15 protein-coding genes are annotated in these 13,848 nt (G+C 59.4%); 9 read left to right on the top strand and 6 right to left on the bottom strand.

Features of this window, described 5'->3' with window-relative positions; genetic code table 11:
* Nucleotides 1–25 precede the first annotated feature (25 nt).
* Nucleotides 26–850, bottom strand: coding sequence for a FliM/FliN family flagellar motor C-terminal domain-containing protein (locus tag O4G74_RS05095; RefSeq protein WP_269401570.1), 825 nt, complete (start codon nt 848–850; stop codon nt 26–28).
* Between the two features lie 247 nt (nt 851–1,097).
* Here O4G74_RS05095 and O4G74_RS05090 point away from each other — a divergent pair, with 247 nt between their 5' ends.
* Genes O4G74_RS05090 through O4G74_RS05070 form a run of 5 tightly spaced genes read left to right on the top strand, consistent with a single transcriptional unit; the run spans nt 1,098 to nt 6,859 of the window.
* Complete coding sequence (locus tag O4G74_RS05090; protein WP_269401569.1) at nt 1,098–1,922, top strand: flagellar motor protein MotB; 825 nt, start codon at nt 1,098–1,100, stop codon at nt 1,920–1,922.
* A 60-nt stretch (nt 1,923–1,982) separates the two neighbouring features.
* Nucleotides 1,983–3,287, top strand: coding sequence for a flagellar hook protein FlgE (locus O4G74_RS05085; protein ID WP_269401568.1), 1,305 nt, complete (start codon nt 1,983–1,985; stop codon nt 3,285–3,287).
* A 27-nt stretch (nt 3,288–3,314) separates the two neighbouring features.
* Nucleotides 3,315–4,754, top strand: coding sequence for a flagellar hook-associated protein FlgK (flgK, locus tag O4G74_RS05080; protein WP_269401567.1), 1,440 nt, complete (start codon nt 3,315–3,317; stop codon nt 4,752–4,754).
* 1 nt (nt 4,755) lies between these two features.
* A complete protein-coding gene (locus tag O4G74_RS05075; protein WP_269401566.1) occupies nt 4,756–5,742 on the top strand; it encodes a flagellin in 987 nt (328 codons plus the stop codon).
* Between the two features lie 4 nt (nt 5,743–5,746).
* Complete coding sequence (locus tag O4G74_RS05070; protein WP_269401565.1) at nt 5,747–6,859, top strand: flagellar basal body P-ring protein FlgI; 1,113 nt, start codon at nt 5,747–5,749, stop codon at nt 6,857–6,859.
* Between the two features lie 54 nt (nt 6,860–6,913).
* Here O4G74_RS05070 and O4G74_RS05065 read toward each other — a convergent pair whose 3' ends face one another.
* From O4G74_RS05065 to fliF, 5 genes are read right to left on the bottom strand one after another with little or no spacing between them, the layout of a single operon-like run.
* A complete protein-coding gene (locus O4G74_RS05065; protein ID WP_269401564.1) occupies nt 6,914–8,017 on the bottom strand; it encodes a FliG C-terminal domain-containing protein in 1,104 nt (367 codons plus the stop codon).
* A complete protein-coding gene (gene fliP / locus O4G74_RS05060) occupies nt 8,014–8,793 on the bottom strand; it encodes a flagellar type III secretion system pore protein FliP (protein ID WP_269401563.1) in 780 nt (259 codons plus the stop codon). The genes O4G74_RS05065 and fliP overlap by 4 nt, the downstream gene beginning before the upstream one ends.
* Nucleotides 8,777–9,100, bottom strand: a complete 324-nt coding sequence (locus O4G74_RS05055) for a FliM/FliN family flagellar motor switch protein (protein WP_269401562.1) — start codon at nt 9,098–9,100, stop codon at nt 8,777–8,779. The genes fliP and O4G74_RS05055 overlap by 17 nt, the downstream gene beginning before the upstream one ends.
* A complete protein-coding gene (locus tag O4G74_RS05050) occupies nt 9,100–9,696 on the bottom strand; it encodes a hypothetical protein (protein ID WP_269401561.1) in 597 nt (198 codons plus the stop codon). The genes O4G74_RS05055 and O4G74_RS05050 overlap by 1 nt, the downstream gene beginning before the upstream one ends.
* Nucleotides 9,689–11,209, bottom strand: coding sequence for a flagellar basal-body MS-ring/collar protein FliF (gene fliF, locus O4G74_RS05045; RefSeq protein WP_269401560.1), 1,521 nt, complete (start codon nt 11,207–11,209; stop codon nt 9,689–9,691). Before fliF ends, O4G74_RS05050 begins: the two co-directional genes overlap by 8 nt.
* 135 nt (nt 11,210–11,344) lie before the next feature.
* Between fliF and O4G74_RS05040 the strand changes: the two genes are divergently transcribed.
* From O4G74_RS05040 to O4G74_RS05025, 4 genes are read left to right on the top strand one after another with little or no spacing between them, the layout of a single operon-like run.
* On the top strand, nt 11,345–11,857 hold the full coding sequence (locus O4G74_RS05040; protein WP_269401559.1) for a flagellar basal body-associated FliL family protein: 513 nt from the start codon (nt 11,345–11,347) through the stop codon (nt 11,855–11,857).
* Between the two features lie 4 nt (nt 11,858–11,861).
* The gene (locus O4G74_RS05035) at nt 11,862–12,362 is read left to right on the top strand and encodes a DUF6468 domain-containing protein (protein ID WP_269401558.1); all 501 of its coding nucleotides are present in this window, start codon (nt 11,862–11,864) and stop codon (nt 12,360–12,362) included.
* Nucleotides 12,363–12,376: 14 nt separating this feature from the next.
* Nucleotides 12,377–13,039 (top strand): MotE family protein, encoded by a 663-nt coding sequence (locus O4G74_RS05030; RefSeq protein WP_269401557.1) that lies wholly within the window; start codon nt 12,377–12,379, stop codon nt 13,037–13,039.
* A 57-nt stretch (nt 13,040–13,096) separates the two neighbouring features.
* On the top strand, nt 13,097–13,711 hold the full coding sequence (locus tag O4G74_RS05025) for a ribonuclease D (protein ID WP_269401556.1): 615 nt from the start codon (nt 13,097–13,099) through the stop codon (nt 13,709–13,711).
* Nucleotides 13,712–13,848: the final 137 nt, after the last annotated feature.

Below are 13,848 nucleotides of genomic sequence, written 5' to 3'. Positions count from 1 at the left end.
ATAAAGGCGCGGATATTTCCTTCGTTCAGGCGCCCGATAGCTCCTGAACGAAACTTTCCAGCAGGGGCGAAGTCAGCTTTATGGCGCGTCTGTCTTTCCAGTTGCCTAATTCAGCCTCACCGATTTCCACAGGTCCGGTCAGTGTCTCCGCGTGCAGATAAAGCTTGCCGTCTTCTGCGTCGGACAGAGGCAGCACCTGCCCCACTTCCAGACGCGAGCAATCAGCCACCGTTATTGGCAGTTTTGCCAGCACAGCATCGAGCCCGACGCTCGAACGGCGGATCGACTTTATGAGGTTTGACTTGTTGACCGCAGGCCTGGGCTTCGCACTTGCGGCGACCGCATGGTCAAGACGTTCGGCATGGGCGGTCAGGCTCTCGACGTCATAGTAGAAGTCCAGACGCGCCGTCGGCTCGACATCGCCGCGCCCGAACAGGTTGACAGAAATACAAACAAGCTTTGGGCCATCGAGGAACACTTCGGGCAGGCCGGCCGGGTCCGCGACCATATAGTCATCCGGCAGCGCTAGCCCGGCCGGTACAGCGTGCGAAAGATCGCTCATCAGGCGGCGCACAGGCTTGTCACACATCAGTCGGAGAAAGAGAGGCGGCGCAATTTCGACATGTGAAAGGTCTTCTTTCAGACGGCGGGCGACAAACCGCTCCGCGAGGGATGCGCCGATCGAAATGCCGTGAAGCCCGCCAGTCCCCCGAGGTAAACAAATATACCCGAATTTTTCACGAATGCGGACTTTGGCCTGCTCAAGGTTGCAGAGCGCCCTGGCCCCGATCTGGGCTTTCATTTCGAAGCCGAGGGCCTCTTTCAGCCACGTCTCGCAGGCCTTCGCCATGGTCGCCCATAGCGGCTCACATTGCAGGAGGGACGGGGGTAATCCCCCCGCTGACCTCATCATTTTAAGCAATGTTTCCGACACGCCAGCCCCTCAGCTGATTGGATAATTCTCCACAGTCCGGTGTCGGCGGATTTGGTAAACGTTTCGTTAGGGATACAGCGCCAATCGCGCGCCTCGCTTAGACGATGTGTCAGCCACTCTCTGTTATTGAGGATGCTGAAACTGCAGAAAGCGGGTCAAACTCATGGCACAAACGCCGTCCGACGCTCATCACGTCACGATCATCAAGCGTAAGAAAGTCGTCAAAGGCGATGGGCACCATGGCGGTGCCTGGAAGGTCGCTTATGCTGACTTTGTAACCGCGATGATGGCGTTCTTCCTTCTCATGTGGCTGCTTAACGCGACGACGGAAGACCAGCGCAAGGGTATTGCAGACTACTTTAACCCGTCCATTCCTGTCAGCCGGGTCTCCGGCGGCGGCGCCGACGGGCTGAATGGCAGCTCCCTCATGGCAGACGACTCGGCGGCAAAGGTCGGGACCGGCGCGACAGGCGTTGGCGACGGGCATTCGCTCGAACAGATGCGCCACACAGATATTCAGCGCGACCTTGAAGCGATGCGCGAGGAACTGGGCGATGATCCCGAACGCCTGTCAGAGCACCTCATGGTAAAGATGACGCCCGAAGGCATCGTGCTCGAGATCGTCGATTCAGAAAGCCGGCCGCTCTTTGAACTAGGCCGCAGTGAGCCAACCGCGCTCATGACCGAACTTCTCGACGCGGTGTCCAATTCGCTCAATGCCTTTGAGAATGATGTGAAGATTGTTGGGCACACTGATAATAGCCCGTTCCGCGGCGCGGCTGGCTACGACAACTGGCAACTGTCTTCGGACCGCGCAAACACAGCCCGTCAGCTACTGGCTTCAAATGGTTTCCCGATCGATCGCGTAAGGGAGGTCTCTGGCCGCGCAGACACCGACCCACTTGTCCCTGGTGACCCGTCGGCTGCGCGCAACCGCCGTATCTCCATCACCATCATGACGGACACGCCAGACCCTGCGGCGAGCTAATTATCCGTCTATTAAACATTCAGCTCCAATTTCAGAGGAAATCTGACAAAGGAGTTGTCAATGAGTATCTCGTCGTCCCTGAATGCAGGAGTAATGGGGCTGAATTCAAACGCGAGCCGTTTGTCCACGATCTCCGACAATATCGCGAACTCTTCGACCTACGGCTACAAGCGCAGCGTCGCTGACTTTTCCAGCATGGTGATAAACGGCCAGGCCTCTGCCTATTCGGCAGGCGGCGTGACGGTGAACACCTTTAAGGACATCCAGCAGACCGGCTCCCTTATTAACACCGGCAACTCGACCGATATCGCCGTTGGAGGCCGCGGCCTTCTGCCCGTGACAGACGGCGCCGGTGTGAATTCGCTCGCGTCCGAACGGGAACTCATGCTCCTTCCGACGGGCTCCTTCTATGCAGATGAGTCTGGCAACCTTCGCACCCAGAGCGGCATGTTCCTGCTCGGCTGGGCCGTGGATAGCGATGGCGGCATCGGCACAGTCAGCCGCAACAGCGGTGCAAATCTGCAGCCGGTGAACATCTCTGCCTCGCAATACGTCGCGTCACCGACGTCCCGTATTGATCTCGGCATCAACCTGCCCGCCGACGCGACCCTCGCAGGTGCCTCCGGCCAGCCATATGATCTGCCGATCGAGTACTTCGACAATATCGGCCGCGCCCAGACCCTTTCGCTGTCTTTCGCCCCGGACGTCCCGACAGACGGCGCAACCAATCGATGGACTGTGCAGGTCTATGACAGCGCAACCGATGGCACCGATCCGATCGCCGAACTGGTCATGACATTTACCGACGATGTCGATGAAGGCGGCCGGATTGCCACAGTCGCGCCGGCGACTGGCACCGTATATGACGAGGATACAGGCATCATGACCCTGAGCCTCCCGCACGGCGACGTTGAAGTTCTTGTCGGCGAACCTGGCGGCACGACGGGTGTCACACAGCTTTCCGCACCCTTTTCACCAACCAATGTGACCAAGGATGGCGCGCCAATTGGTGACCTTCAGTCGGTCGAGATCGACGAAAAGGGCTTCCTTCAGGCGGTCTATAATTCGGGCTATCGCCGCGCGCTTTACCAGATCCCTGTTGGCGATGTGCCGAACATGAATGGTCTTCGCGCCAAGGATGGTCAGGCTTTCTCCGTTTCTGCTGAAAGCGGCAACCTTTATCTCTGGGACGCTGCCACCGGGCCTGTCGGTGATGTCGCCGGCTACTCCCTGATGGAGTCGACGACTGACATCGCAGCAGAGCTGACCGACCTCATCGAGACGCAACGCGCCTATTCGTCGAATGCGAAGATCGTCCAAACCGTCGATGAGATGCTTCAGGAAACAACCAATCTGAAGCGCTAGGCTAACGCTGAGCGCGGGGGCTAACCCTTGAGTCTGTCAAACGCCATAAACACCGCCCGCACCGGTCTGCAAGTGACCGGTCTGCGGGCGGATATGGTCGCCACCAACGTCTCGAATTCGACGACGCCGGGCTATGTCCGGCGTTCGGTGCTGGTCAGCGAGCAGATGACGGTGTCGAATCCATCCGGCGTGCGGGTGGATGGCGTCGGGCGCGCCGCAAGCGAACCTCTGACTGCTCAACGCATGGCATCGGGTAGCGACCTGGCCCAGGCCAGCGTGATGTCTTCTACATGGGCGTCGCTCTCGGCGCGCCTTGGCGATACCGTTGACGGCACCGGGCTCTTTTCGATGATGTCGAACTTCGAGACCTCGCTCGCCAATGCGGCCGCCACACCTGAGTCTCAGGCAAACCTTAACGCTATCGTCGATTCCGTTCGCGCACTGGCATCCGAATTCAATAGCCTGTCGGACTTCATCTCCTCTGAACGCATCGAGGCCGATCGCGAAATCGCGAACGGCGTCGATACGGTGAATGACGCGCTGAACCAGATACAGGCAATCAACTCCAAACTCGCCGGCAGTGACAGGAACTCTGCAAAGGCCGCCGCCCTGATGGATGAGCGCCAGCGATACGTTGATACCATCTCGGAATTCCTGCCCGTACAAACAGTGCAACGCACTGGAGGCACGATCGATATCGTCACGAAGGAGGGCGTATTCCTTCTGGCAGGCGGCGCGCGCGAGATGGAATTCTCGCCTGCCGCAGCTGTTGGCCCGGGTGACGGTATCGACACAGGCGCACTCTCGGGCATCAAGGTGGGAGATGTGGACATCACCCCGGGTGCAGCGTCTTATGGCGCGGTTTCAAGCGGCCTGTTCGGCGCGCTCTTCACCCTCCGCGACACTGACCTCCCGGACTTTCAAGGTCAGCTCGATACGGTCGCGAGCGATATCATGGCACGTCTCGACAATGCAGACCTTGCAGGCGGTGCGAATACAAGCCTGCTCGTCGATACCGACCCCGGCGCGGGCGCTGGCGTTGCGGCCCGCATCTCAATCAATCCCCTGATCGACCCGCTTCAGGGCAGTCAGCTCTCGTTGCTTCGCGACGGTCTTGACGCCACCGCAATGGGTGACGCTGGCAATGGCAGCCTCTTCAACGCCATGCTGGACGCCATGACCGCTAACCGCACGCTCGGCAGCGGCGGCTTTCAGGGCAGCTATACGGCAACCGGCCTCGTGGCTGGTTTCGCCTCGCGTACGGGCCAGATGCGCGTTTCGAGTGAAGCAGTAGAGGCGTCCACCGCCGCGCAGCACTCCATCATGGTTGAGGCCGAGCAGAAACAGACCGGCGTCGATGTAGACGAACAGATGCAGCTTCTTCTCGAGATCGAGCAGGCCTATGCCGCGAATGCGCGCGTCATCGAAGTCGCCAATCAGATGATGCTCAGATTGATGGAGCTCTAGGATGATCAACAAGTCCTACCTCGCCAATTCGGTCACGACGCAGCTAAGCCGTGACATCCAGTCCATCCGTGAACGAATTGATCGCACGTCGAGTGAGGCTGTTACCGGACGTACCGCGGACCCTACCGCACACCTGTCAGGCCAAATTGGCAGGGCGATGATTGCAAATGATGCGCTCAACAAGATCGATCGCGATTCAAGCCTTCTTCAGATTCGCGAGAGCCGACTGGATATCACGCAGCAAAGTCTTTCCCGGATGCAGGAAGGTCTTGCCGAGATATCGGTTCGAGCGCTGGACAGTCTCAGCGCAGGATCGCCGGTTGAGCGCACGGCGCTGGCGCAGGATGCACGCGCACAACTCGACAGCGCTTTGATGGCGCTCAATTCTCGCCATGGCGAACGTTTCCTGTTCTCAGGCGATGCGACCGACAAGGCAGCGTTCGGTTCACCGGACGATCTCATGGAAGACCTGCGCGCGATCGCAGATGCCGCGACCGACAAGACCGATTTCGATGCAAGGCTGAACGCCTATTTCGATCTCGACACTGGCGACTTTGCAAACAGCTTCTATCGCGGCTCAAAGACGAACTCTGATGGGGACGCCATCACCGGCCTGGACCCGGCCATTACGCAAACCCTTCGAAATCTCGGCGTGCTTGCCATGGCCGCTCCAGGCGATGGTCTCGACAATCTGTCGAACACCGAGACGCTAGATGTTATCCGTTCGTCAGCCGACAGGCTGGTGCAGGCCGACGCAGCGCTAACACAGTTGCGCGCCGCGAACGGCATCCTTCAGGAGCGTGTTGCAACCGGGCTGGACAGCCTCGCCAAGGAAAAGCTCGTCGTGAACACCCTGCTTGAGGGTATGACCTCGCGCGACCAGTACGAAGCCGCCGCAGAACTCAAAGCTCTCGAGGCCAGTCTTGAAGCCTCTTACATGTTGACCGCGAGACTCTCGCAGCTCAGCCTCATGAACTTCCTAAGGTGATCTGATGAAGCCGATCCTCGTTCTTCTCGCCCTCGCAACCCTCCTGCTTCCCGGTCAGCTCTTGCCGGCAGCAGACGCCCAGACGCGCATTCGCGATGTGGTGGATGTGGAAGGCGTGCGCCAGAACGACCTGATCGGCTATGGTATCGTGGTCGGTCTCAACGGTACCGGCGACTCGGTACGCAACTCACCCTTCACCGAAGACTCCCTCACCTACATGCTGGAGCGCCTTGGCGTGAATGTGCAGGGCGAGGACATCAAGCCTGACAATGTTGCAGCCGTGTTGGTCACCGCAACGCTTCCGTCCTTTGCCCGTAACGGCTCAACGCTGGACATCTCGGTCGCCTCGATCGGCGATGCCGAAAGCCTTGAAGGTGGCACGCTGGTGCTGACCCCGCTCAAAGGCGCAGATAACGAAGTGTACGCAGTCGCCCAAGGCAGCATCGTGGTGTCCGGTATTGATGTGAAAGCAGACGGCGCACGTGCACGCCGCGGCACCCCGACACAGGGAGCCATACCAAATGGGGCGCGTGTCGAACGCGAAATTCCTTACCAGTTCAATGACCGCAATTCTCTCGTTCTCGCCCTTCGCGATCCTGATTTCACGACGGCCGCGCGCATCGAAGACACGATTAATGCGGCTGTTGGCTCCCCGGTCGCCTATATGCGTGACCCGGGCACCGTCGACATCGACCTTCGCAGTCTTCAGGGATCCCCGTCGCGGGTGCTGGCCAGCATCGAGAACCTGCCGATCGAGGTCGCCATTCCAGCCCGCATCGTCATCGACGAACAATCCGGAACCATCGTCCTCGGCAAGGATGTTACCATCTCCCGTGTTGCCATTGCGCAGGGCGATATCTCCATAAAGGTAACCGAAAGCCCGGTGGTGTCGCAGCCGAATCCGTTTGCGGATGGCGAGTCGATCGTTCTGCCACGCTCGCAAATCGAGATCGGCCAGACTGGTACGCGAAACATTGCCACACTCGATGCCAATGTGACGCTCTCACAGCTAATTTCTGGTCTGAACGCCCTTGGCGTCTCACCACAAGAGATGGGCGATATCATCCGCACCATGAAGGCGGCAGGCGCCCTGCACGCAGACTTGATTATCCAGTAGATCGTCGGACCGGATAAGCGGGGCGAGCAGGCGTCCCGTTCGCCCAACTTTTCTCTAGCCTGCTTTTGCTGGCGCCTTTTCAAGCGTGATCAGGCCGCGACGCTTCATGGACATGAGCGTTGTCAGGAAGGTGCGCTGCGTTGCGTCCGGGTCTTCGACAGGCTTGCGGTTCGGATCTGACAGCGCATCGCGATACTGCACTGCCAGGCGCGAGGAGATGTTCTCCAGAAGGTAATCCTGCACCCGCTGGGCAGGGCCTGTTAGCGTCGCAAGAACTGGCACGAGCGCATCCTCGCCAAGCTCCTTGAAGACGACCGGCACCGACTGGCGTGCCAGGATTTCCGGCAGGCCCTCAATCGTGAACATGACTTTCTCGATGCTCTCGAACTTGTCTTCATGCTCGGTACGGATGAAGGACATGATGCGTGCGCGCGTATGGTTGGGCAGCAGGCTGAGCAGTTCCCCAACAGATTCCGCGTTGGCGTTTCCGTCGCTTTCTTCAGCCTGTGCCTGATTGAGGAATTCAATCTCCACCATCTGGGCAACAACGTCTTCGATTTCGGCATCGACATCGTCGCCGCCGACCAGATAGCCGATCGTGTTGTCGAGCATGGGCTCCTGCAGGTGGCCGACGACTTCCGACGCGAAGGCGACGTCCAGCTTGCGCAGGATGATCGCACTGATATTTGCGGTGAGCCGCGACAGATAAGCCGCCACGACGGCTGGCTTGCGCGCTTCCAGGCGTGTCCAGACATCACTCGATTTCGAAACCGGCTGGGGCTTGGGCATCTCGACATTGCCAAAGACAATGTCAGCGCGGTTCTCGTCCAGAAAGCTCGAAACGATCTCACGGGCCCGCTCGCGTCCGCCCCGGAAAGAACCATTGGCCGCTCGCAAGGCCTGGAGGAAATCCATCACGATTTCGGTGAGTTCTTCGCGGCCAAGATAGGACACCGCCTCAAGCTCGTTCGCGACCTGCGCGAGCGAAGCATTGTCCAGTTTCTCGACGATGGGGCGCGCGGCCTGTTCGCCCAGCATGGCGATGACCACGGCCGCTCGTCTTGCGGGCGGGATCGCGCCAGCCTTACCGGACGCTGCGCCAGGTCGGGCGCGCATCTGGGTGACGTTCGAACCTTGCCTTGTCGCAGCCCCGCTCATCCGGCGTATCCTCTTACCAGCGCCTCGGTGATCTTGAGCCAGCCATCGGCCAGCACGAAGAACCCGATCTTGAATGGCAGCGACACGACGGTTGGCGGAACCATCATCATGCCGACGGCCATGAGGACAGATGCTACGACGAGATCAATAACAAGAAATGGAAGAAAGATTACAAATCCGATCTGAAATGCATGTTTAATTTCAGAAAGCATGAACCCGGTGGCCAACATCGAGAAGGCTGGCTCTTCGCCCTCAACGACCGGCCGGTTGAGCGCGTCACCCAACACGTTGATCGTACCCGGCTCGACGCGGGCCGTCATGAATGTTCGGAAAGGGTCCGTGGTCAGCTCCCAGGCCGTCGCTTCGTCGATCGCGCCGTCGATATAGGGTGAGACACCATTCGCCCATGCCTGTGTAAATGTTGGCTCCATGATGAAGAAGGTCAGGAAGATAGCGAGCGCCATCAGCATCATGTTCGGCGGGGCCTGCTGAACCCCAAGCGCCTGACGAATGAATGAGAAGACGATCACCAGAAAGGGCAGGCAGGTCACCATCATGGCGAGGCCCGGCACAAGGCTGAGCACCGACACGACAAGGAACAGGATAATGACGGTACCGCTCAGCCCGCCTTCGCCATCCTGACCGAGTACAGCATCAAGCGCGGCACCCGCATCCCCGGCGTCCTGCGCGTGCGCCGCAAAGCCAAGGATCAGGGCAAAGGCGAATAGGCTGGCAAGACGCAGGATCAGGCCACTATCGCTAGCCTTCGGAAGCATCAGCCTCTTCCGCGATTTCAGTGATTTTGACGGCGATACCGCCATTGTCTGTCTCGACCAGCTCGCCGCGCGCGATGAGCTTGTCATCGACCATCAGGCGAACCGGGTCCTCAATGCGCGAGTCCAGTGCGATGACGGAGTCAGGCGTAAGGTCGAGGACCTCCTGAACGCTGAGACGACGCTGGCCTACAGAAACCGTCAGGGTAACCGGCACACCATAAATCGCCCGGCGAAACTGATTGACCGGAGAGGTATCTCGCCGGTCTTCGCCTTCATCGCTTACTGGCTGAACCTCAGGATTTGCCATCACCCACTCTCCTGTTCACTCGGCCGCTCGCTGCGCAGATGCCCGATGCAGGCTTCCAGCAGACCATCGAAGTCGAAATCCAGACCCCCGCTTTTCCAGCTGACATCGACACGGCTTCCGTTGGCATCTTCCTGCGGAATCACGTTGCAGATATCGGCCAGCTGTTTCGAGCGCTGGATCGTTTCATACAACTGCTCAGCCAGATGTGGTTCGGCCTTTATGTCAATGCAGACCTCACCGGGCGGGATCATCTTTTCCAGATGGAGCGAGATCTCCTCAGCCAGGAAGCGCCGGGCGAGCTTTGGAAAAAGGCGCTCCGCAATTGCCGCAATAGACGCCGCTGTCTGCCGGCGGGCATCTGCCTCTATCTTTTCGACTTTACCAGCAAGCGAATCCAGAATGAGCTGGACCTCGCCCATCTGTCGGCTGAACTGGCTATCCTGTTCACGGCGGCGCTTTTCCATCTCGCGCTCATGGGCCTGTTCCAGCTCCGCAAGCCGGTCACGCGGATTGGGGGCTGGCGCTGCTGTTGCAACCGACGCGCCTGCGTGCACGGAATCAAAGTTCGGAAAACGAGAAAAGACTGCCCTACTCATTTACGACCGCCTTTCTGTCTTCGCTCAGCCAGGACTGAAGCAGGGCGACAGCCTCGTCTGGACGCTCTCGCGTATAGTCTGAAAGGTAGACGAATGGGTCGGGCGATTCTTCGCTAACGTTTTCCGCCGCGCCTGGCGCCGGGCCTTCAAGTGCGGCCGTCTCGGGCTTGTTCTGCGACAGGAGCGGACGAACAACGCCAAGGCCTAGAACAATCACCACGAGGCCGAGCAACACGGCCTGAAGACCTGACCAGAAGTAATTCTGAACCAACGTTTCGACCATGCCCGGAGCCGTTACCATCTCTGCCACTTCGGCAACCTGGAACGGCATGAGTTCAACCGTAAGCGTATCACCCCGCGCGGTATTGAGACCCGCACCGGACAGGATAAGTTGCTCGAAGTCGCTCAGAATTTCCTGCGCCGCAGCCTGGGCGGCGGCCGGATCAAGGCCTTCCTGAACCAGCGCATCTTCGTTGAGAAGCACGGCGATGGAGATACGCTCCACCTGTCCGGGCAAGAGTTCGGTTTCGGTGCGCCGCTCATTGAATTCGTAATTGATGCTCTCGGTCGAGTTGCGCATAGTGCTGGAATTACCCTCGCCGCCAGCCGTGCCTTGTGGAAGGTTGCTGGCTGCGCTGAGCGCCCCGCTCGTACCGGCACTGGTTTCACTGACATCGTTCGTGGTGCGGCTGCGTACGATCCGCGATTCTGGATCGACCGTGCGTTCGGAAATGGTCTGGCGTTGGCGGTTCACATCGACGCTGACCGAAACGCGCGCATTGCCTGCGCCCACGCGGGCTTCGATCAGGCGCATGATCTTGTCTTCAACCATCGTCGCCTGATTGTCGGCAGCGATGGATGGCTGGGAGGCCTTTGCCACGTTCGGGCCTGCGATAACGCCTTTAACTGGGTCGATCACGGCGACATCTTCCGGCGCGAGACCAGCGACAGCTAGGGCAACGAGGAACTGGATAGCTTCGGCCTGGCCCGGTGAAAGGTCATGCGCGGTGCTTAGCGCGACCGATGCTGTTTGCGGCGCCTGCGAGCGAGCGAAACCGGAGCCGAGGCTTGCCCCAATATGAACCCGCGCCGCCGAGACGCCGTCTATCGCCAGAATTGTGCGCGTCAGCTCACCTTCCTTGGCGCGCCAGTAGGCCGCGTTGTACATTTCCGACGTTACGGAGAAACCGTTCACATCATCGAGCAACTCATAGCCCTGCACCGATTGCTGCGGCAGGCCCTGACGGGCGAGCGCATAGCGAACCTGGTCGCGCTGGCTCTGCGCGATGAAGATGGAATCGCCCCGAAGCTCATAGTCGACGCCGCGCTGTTCCAGTTCCTCTATGATTTCGCCTGCAGTTGCAGGTTCAAGCTTTGAATAGAGCAGAGACTTGGGCTCACTCAGCGCGCCCTGAACAAGAAACACCATTGCGAAAACAACGCCGAGCACCGCCGCAGCTAGAGCAAGCTGGCGGCTTGGCGGCAAGGATCTCAAGGTCTCTAGAAATTTCATAGCGGATATCAGCCCCGGGTTCTGAAAAGCGCTCCATATGGAATGATTAATAAATCGGGCGAAATCATTAACGCTTCCTTTACCGGGGATTTACTAAAGCAGCGGTGTGGAATGATGCATTGCCGAGAGGGGCAGATGGCCGCTGATAACGCCCGCAATCCGAACGCAGACGATGCCGCGCCCGCTGATGGCGGCGGCAATCTCCTTGTAAACTCTGCGATTATTGCCGTTCTCTGTGGTGCGGCAGCTTTTGGGGTCGTGTATTTCCTGGCCCCATCCGGGCAAGCCGAATCGGCGGCCTGCGTTGCCTCTACAGAGGCGAGTGGACCCCCACCACTGGCAAGCGCGGATACTGGTTATGTCGCGCTCGAAGACATGCTCATCACGGTCGGTGACGGTGCGAATGCCCGCTATGTCAAAGTTAATGCCGTTATCATGACCCCGGCCGCAGAGGTCGAGGCCGTCCAGGCCGCTTCGCCGATGCTGCAGGACGCCTTCCTGACCTATCTGCGCGCGATCGACGTCTCAGACTTCGAAGCCGAGGCGTTCTATCCGGATCTGAAGGAACAGCTTTCACGGCGCGCCGAACTCGTCCTTGGTGCAGAACGCGCCCGCGGCGTCCTTATAACCGAATTCATGTTGAGGTAGCGCCATGCCAGAATTTCAGATCACTGACCTTGCGCTCTTCCTCGTCTCACTGGCCGCCTGCATTTACTGTGTTCAGCTTTCTCGCAGGCTCAAATCCCTGCAGGACACACGCGACGGGCTTGGTGCCACCATCATGGCGATGACCAAGTCTGTGTCCGCTGTGTCGTCCGCAACTCAGGATACTCGCAATCAGGCTGGCGAACTGGCCGCGCGATTGAGCAAGCTGATGAAAGAAGCCGATGAGACCTGTGAGCGTCTTGAAGCGCTGATCGAACGCGCCGATGGCGCTTCCACCCGTCGCCGCCCCGCCGCACGCCCTGCTGCAACCTATGAAGAACCAGCCCGCGACCCGGAACCGGCAAGACTACCTACCGGCGCCGAGGGCGGCCTCGACCAACTTATCGATGAGATGCGCGCCCGTCAGGAACGGCTGAAGAAAGCCGCACGCAATGGCGACTTTCTCTTTGAAGACGAAGAAACCTGGGTCACCCAGAACCATAATTAGGATCTGAACCAGAAATGGCCGGAAAAGCGCGCACACATGTCCTCATCACGCTCGGTGTCCTTTTCACCGTTGGCGGTGTTGTGCGTATTCTCCCCGACACGCTGGCCTCCGCAGAAAACACGTCTCCGGCAGAAGCGGCTGTAGAAGCCGCCGCGTCACCGTCCCAGCCAGCAGCGCAAGCCCCAGAATCGTCCCGCGCTGTCCCCACCCCATCGACCATATCGACGGAGCCAATGGCGGCTCTACCGTCCGAATTCTGCTTGACAGGCGAGGCTGCCGCGGCGCTCGCGAGCGACCAGAGCGTGCTTCAGGCCCGCTCTGCCGACTTCCAGCAGCGCGAGATCGACCTCCGAGCCCGCGAAGCTGACCTTCGCCGCAAGGCCGAAGAACTCACCGCCCTGCAGCAGGCCGTCGAGGCGCGCTGGGACGAGATGACGGTGAACGCGGAAGCTGACCTCGAACATCTCACCCGAATGTACAGCGCGATGAAGCCTGATCAGGCTGCGCCCATCTTCAACCAGATGGACCCGAATTTCGCTGCTGGCTTCTTGCGCCTGATGGACAGCGACCAGGCTGGTCTGATCCTGGCGAGCATGCAGTCTGACAAGGCCTATGTGGTGAGCGTCCAGATGGCCAATCGCAATCGCGACATCCGCTCCGCGAGCCGCGCTCCATAAGGCTTTTCTGCGACTTACCGTTTGCGTCCGCCAGCAGAATCTCTAAGGCGTCAGTACATGAACAAAATCACCTTGCATAAGGGCGATTTGCCCGGCGATCTTGATCTTGGCCGGGAAATTGCCGTCGATACCGAAGCGATGGGTCTGAACCCGTTTCGCGATGCGCTTTGCGTCGTCCAGCTGTCCAGCGGCGACGGCACGGCGCACGTAGTCCAGCTGGACCGCAGCTTCGATTGCCCGAACCTGAAAGCGATGATGGCGGACACGTCCAGCTTGAAGCTGTTTCACTTCGCGCGGTTCGATGTAGCCATGATGAAGCATTGGCTTGGCATCGATTGCGCGCCGGTCTGGTGCACGAAGATCGCGTCCAAGCTCTGCCGCACCTATACCGACCGGCACGGCCTGAAAGATGTAGCGCGCGAGATTGCAGGCGTCGATATGTCGAAAGCCCAGCAATCTTCCGACTGGGGCGCACCGGAACTCACAGACGCGCAGCTGCAATACTGCGCGAACGACGTGCTCCATCTGCACGCCATCAAGGCCGGTCTGGAAGACATGCTTAAAAGGGAGGGCCGAATGACCCTTGCGCAGGCATGCTTCGATTTCCTTCCGGTCCGGGCGCAACTTGACCTTGAAGGTTGGGACGATACAGACATCTTCGCGCACAGTTAGGGACAGACTATTGCCGCAATTTGCGCTGATAGGCTGAGGGGAAGGGGCGCCGTGAACACGGCAATTTGCAACGGAAAGCAAGGCCATTGGCTGTAGACTCGAATAGCGCGCTAAGCTTGTGGGAGCCGCGGCGGCAG

The organism is Henriciella marina, assembly GCF_027213945.1.
Classification (GTDB): Bacteria; Pseudomonadota; Alphaproteobacteria; order Caulobacterales; family Hyphomonadaceae; genus Henriciella; species Henriciella marina_A.
Note: the sequence above shows the minus strand (reverse complement) of the source record. Positions and strands in the feature narration are given on the sequence as shown.